Raw genomic sequence first — 5,437 nt, 5'->3', positions numbered from 1 at the left:
TTTGGTGGTGAAATGCGGATAGGGGACCCAGATTCTGGGTCCCCTATCGCGAAGGATGTTCCGGCGGTGTCCTACTCTCCCACACCCTGTCGAGTGCAGTACCATCGGCGCTGGCAGGCTTAGCTTCCGGGTTCGGAATGGGACCGGGCGTTTCCCCACCGCTATGGCCGCCGTAACTCTATGAAACTATCCACACACCCCGCCACCACAAACCCTCCCCGCTCGTGTCCTTCCTGCGACCCGCAAGCCGAAGGTCAAGGACACGAACCGGGACAGTTCGTGATTCCCGGGGTATCTGTGTGTTGTTTCAGATACCGCACAGTGGACGCGTAGCAACCTTTGTTGGTAAGTCCTCGGCCGATTAGTACCGGTCACCTCCACACGTTACCGTGCTTCCAGTTCCGGCCTATCAACCCCATGGTCTATAGGGGGCCTTAACCACTCGAAGGTGGTGAGAAACCTCATCTTGGAACAGGCTTCCCGCTTAGATGCTTTCAGCGGTTATCCCTTCCGAACGTAGCCAACCAGCAGTGCCCTTGGCAGGACAACTGGCACACCAGAGGTTCGTCCGTCCCGGTCCTCTCGTACTAGGGACAGCCTTCCTCAAGTTTCTGACGCGCGCGGCGGATAGAGACCGAACTGTCTCACGACGTTCTAAACCCAGCTCGCGTGCCGCTTTAATGGGCGAACAGCCCAACCCTTGGGACCTACTCCAGCCCCAGGATGCGACGAGCCGACATCGAGGTGCCAAACCATCCCGTCGATATGGACTCTTGGGGAAGATCAGCCTGTTATCCCCGGGGTACCTTTTATCCGTTGAGCGACACCGCTTCCACATGCCGGTGCCGGATCACTAGTCCCGACTTTCGTCCCTGCTCGACCTGTCAGTCTCACAGTCAAGCTCCCTTGTGCACTTGCACTCGACACCTGATTGCCAACCAGGCTGAGGGAACCTTTGGGCGCCTCCGTTACATTTTGGGAGGCAACCGCCCCAGTTAAACTACCCACCAGGCACTGTCCCTGAACCCGATCAGGGTCCGAGGTTAGAAGTCCAATACGACCAGAGTGGTATTTCAACGACGACTCCACGAACACTGGCGTGCCCGCTTCACAGTCTCCCACCTATCCTACACAAACCGTACCGAACACCAATACCAAGCTATAGTGAAGGTCCCGGGGTCTTTTCGTCCTGCCGCGCGTAACGAGCATCTTTACTCGTAATGCAATTTCGCCGAGTCTGTGGTTGAGACAGCAGAGAAGTCGTTACGCCATTCGTGCAGGTCGGAACTTACCCGACAAGGAATTTCGCTACCTTAGGATGGTTATAGTTACCACCGCCGTTTACCGGGGCTTAAATTCTCAGCTTCGCGCCCGAAAGCGCTAACCGGTCCTCTTAACCTTCCGGCACCGGGCAGGCGTCAGTCCGTATACATCGTCTTACGACTTCGCACGGACCTGTGTTTTTAGTAAACAGTCGCTTCTCTCTGGTCTCTGCGACCACACCCAGCTCGGACCGTAAAGATCGTCACCAGACGTGGTCCCCCTTCTCCCGAAGTTACGGGGGCATTTTGCCGAGTTCCTTAACCACAGTTCTCTCGATCGCCTCGGTATTCTCTACCTGACCACCTGTGTCGGTTTGGGGTACGGGCCGTGTACCAACTCACTAGAGGCTTTTCTCGGCAGCATAGGATCACTGAATTCGCCTCAATCGGCTACGCATCACGTCTCAGGCACATGAGTGACGGATTTGCCTACCACTCGCCCTACACGCTTACACCAGGTACTCCATCACCTGGCCCAGCTACCTTCCTGCGTCACCCCATCGCTTGACTACTACACCCAGGGTCTCGTGCATCCCCTTCCAGCTTCCCGAAGGAAGTCCATCCGGTTCAGGACGATTAGCACAGATGATTCACCATTGGGCGCGGATACACGGGTACGGGAATATCAACCCGTTGTCCATCGACTACGCCTGTCGGCCTCGCCTTAGGTCCCGACTCACCCTGGGCGGATTAACCTGGCCCAGGAACCCTTGGTCATTCGGCGGACGAGTTTCTCACTCGTCTTTCGCTACTCATGCCTGCATTCTCACTCGCACAGCCTCCACAACTAGTTCACACTGCTGCTTCCACGGCTGCACGACGCTCCCCTACCCATCCCAGCTCCTGGCTCGAAAGCAGAATAATGCTGGAATGCCGCGGCTTCGGCGGTGTACTTGAGCCCCGCTACATTGTCGGCGCAGGATCACTTGACCAGTGAGCTATTACGCACTCTTTCAAGGGTGGCTGCTTCTAAGCCAACCTCCTGGTTGTCTTCGCGACCCCACATCCTTTTCCACTTAGTACACGCTTAGGGGCCTTAGCCGGCGATCTGGGCTGTTTCCCTCTCGACTACGAAGCTTATCCCCCGCAGTCTCACTGCCACGCTCTCACACACCGGCATTCGGAGTTTGGCTGACTTCGGTAAGCTTGTGGGCCCCCTAGGCCATCCAGTAGCTCTACCTCCGGCGTGAAACACGTGACGCTGCACCTAAATGCATTTCGGGGAGAACCAGCTATCACGGAGTTTGATTGGCCTTTCACCCCTACCCACAGCTCATCCCCTCAGTTTTCAACCTAAGTGGGTTCGGGCCTCCACGACGTCTTACCGTCGCTTCACCCTGGCCATGGGTAGATCACTCCGCTTCGGGTCCATGACATGCGACTCTGGCGCCCTATTCGGACTCGCTTTCGCTACGGCTACCCCACACGGGTTAACCTCGCCACACACCGATGACTCGCAGGCTCATTCTTCAAAAGGCACGCCATCACCCCACCCCGAAGGGAAGGCTCTGACGGATTGTAAGCGTCCGGTTTCAGGTACTATTTCACTCCCCTCCCGGGGTACTTTTCACCTTTCCCTCACGGTACTAGTCCGCTATCGGTCACCAGGGAGTATTCAGGCTTACCGGGTGGTCCCGGCAGATTCACAGCAGATTTCACGGGCCCGCTGCTACTCGGGCACCCACTACAACAGAGCACGCATTTTCGTCTACGGGATTCTCACCCTCTACGACAGGCCGTTCCAGACCACTTCGACTAACACGCACTTTTCTGACTGTCGCCTACCACGGCAGTGATAGGAAAGTAGGCCCCACTACCCCACACGTGCAACACCTGCCGGCTATCACACACGCATGGTTTAGCCTCATCCGCTTTCGCTCGCCACTACTCACGGAATCACAATTGTTTTCTCTTCCTGTGGGTACTGAGATGTTTCACTTCCCCACGTTCCCTCCCAACCGCCTATATATTCAGCGGCAGGTGACACGACATCACTCGTGCCGGGTTTCCCCATTCGGAAATCCTCGGATCTCAGCTCGGTTGACAGCTCCCCGAGGCTTATCGCAGCCTCCTACGTCCTTCATCGGCTCCTGGTGCCAAGGCATCCACCGAACGCTCTTAAACACTTACAAACAAAGATGCTCGCGTCCACTGTGCAGTTCTCAAACAACACACCCGAAAGAACCAGAACCCCGGACCAACCAGCAACCAACGCCGCCAGCGGTATCACGAGAGACCCTTCCGGATCGTCATATTGCCTGGAAAGAACGTCTGTTCTTTCAGGACCCAACAGTGTGTCGATATATCTACCGCCGACGACCACACAGGGCCATCGTTGATGCGAAGAAGTTGTCAGCGTTCCACCCATGAGCTCCGCAGTCCCACATTCGAGGACATGAACGGCTCTGGCACAGCCACTCTCGACTGTTCGAGGTGCCTGAGCAGATGCTCCTTAGAAAGGAGGTGATCCAGCCGCACCTTCCGGTACGGCTACCTTGTTACGACTTCGTCCCAATCGCCGATCCCACCTTCGACGGCTCCCTCCCACAAGGGGTTAGGCCACCGGCTTCGGGTGTTACCGACTTTCATGACGTGACGGGCGGTGTGTACAAGGCCCGGGAACGTATTCACCGCAGCGTTGCTGATCTGCGATTACTAGCGACTCCAACTTCACGGGGTCGAGTTGCAGACCCCGATCCGAACTGAGACCGGCTTTAAGGGATTCGCTCCACCTCACGGTATCGCAGCCCTCTGTACCGGCCATTGTAGCATGTGTGAAGCCCTGGACATAAGGGGCATGATGACTTGACGTCGTCCCCACCTTCCTCCGAGTTGACCCCGGCAGTCTCCTGCGAGTCCCCACCATTACGTGCTGGCAACACAGGACAAGGGTTGCGCTCGTTGCGGGACTTAACCCAACATCTCACGACACGAGCTGACGACAGCCATGCACCACCTGTACACCGACCACAAGGGGGCCTACATCTCTGCAGGTTTCCGGTGTATGTCAAACCCAGGTAAGGTTCTTCGCGTTGCATCGAATTAATCCACATGCTCCGCCGCTTGTGCGGGCCCCCGTCAATTCCTTTGAGTTTTAGCCTTGCGGCCGTACTCCCCAGGCGGGGCGCTTAATGCGTTAGCTACGGCACGGATCCCGTGGAAGGAAACCCACACCTAGCGCCCACCGTTTACGGCGTGGACTACCAGGGTATCTAATCCTGTTCGCTACCCACGCTTTCGCTTCTCAGCGTCAGTTACTGCCCAGAGACCCGCCTTCGCCACCGGTGTTCCTCCTGATATCTGCGCATTTCACCGCTACACCAGGAATTCCAGTCTCCCCTGCAGTACTCAAGTCTGCCCGTATCGCCTGCAAGCTCACAGTTGAGCTGTGAGTTTTCACAGACGACGCGACAAACCGCCTACAAGCTCTTTACGCCCAGTAATTCCGGACAACGCTCGCACCCTACGTATTACCGCGGCTGCTGGCACGTAGTTGGCCGGTGCTTCTTCTACAGGTACCGTCACTTGCGCTTCGTCCCTGTCGAAAGAGGTTTACAACCCGAAGGCCGTCATCCCTCACGCGGCGTCGCTGCATCAGGCTTTCGCCCATTGTGCAATATTCCCCACTGCTGCCTCCCGTAGGAGTCTGGGCCGTGTCTCAGTCCCAGTGTGGCCGGTCGCCCTCTCAGGCCGGCTACCCGTCGTCGCCTTGGTAGGCCATTACCCCACCAACAAGCTGATAGGCCGCGGGCCCATCTCGCACCGATAAATCTTTCCACCACCAACCATGCGATCAATGGTCATATCCGGTATTAGACCCAGTTTCCCAGGCTTATCCCGAAGTGCGAGGCAGATCACCCACGTGTTACTCACCCGTTCGCCGCTCGTGTACCCCGAAGGGCCTTACCGCTCGACTTGCATGTGTTAAGCACGCCGCCAGCGTTCGTCCTGAGCCAGGATCAAACTCTCCGTTGAAGACTCTCGAAACACCCGAAGGTGAATCAGAAATATCTAAACTAGAGTCCGAAAACCCAGCAAAACAATCGCCAGCCGGAAAATTAGCTGACAAAAAATGTCCGACCCTCCACACGGGGAGCGGAAGAGCCGGAACCAAA

At 56.8% G+C, this 5,437-nt stretch carries 3 rRNA genes; all 3 read right to left on the bottom strand.

Annotated elements, in window-relative coordinates:
• Window positions 1-58: 58 nt before the first annotated feature.
• Window positions 59-175, bottom strand: a 5S ribosomal RNA gene (gene rrf / locus NNI01S_RS32830).
• A gap of 166 nt (window positions 176-341) precedes the next feature.
• Window positions 342-3,454: ribosomal RNA gene (locus tag NNI01S_RS32825) — 23S ribosomal RNA — on the bottom strand.
• Between the two features lie 324 nt (window positions 3,455-3,778).
• Window positions 3,779-5,297 (bottom strand): 16S ribosomal RNA (locus tag NNI01S_RS32820).
• Together the 16S, 23S and 5S rRNA genes form the textbook arrangement of a ribosomal RNA operon.
• Between the last annotated feature and the right edge of the window lie 140 nt (window positions 5,298-5,437).

It is taken from the genome of Nocardia niwae NBRC 108934 = DSM 45340, from assembly GCF_001613465.1.
Classification (GTDB): Bacteria; Actinomycetota; Actinomycetes; order Mycobacteriales; family Mycobacteriaceae; genus Nocardia; species Nocardia niwae.
Note: the sequence above shows the minus strand (reverse complement) of the source record. Positions and strands in the feature narration are given on the sequence as shown.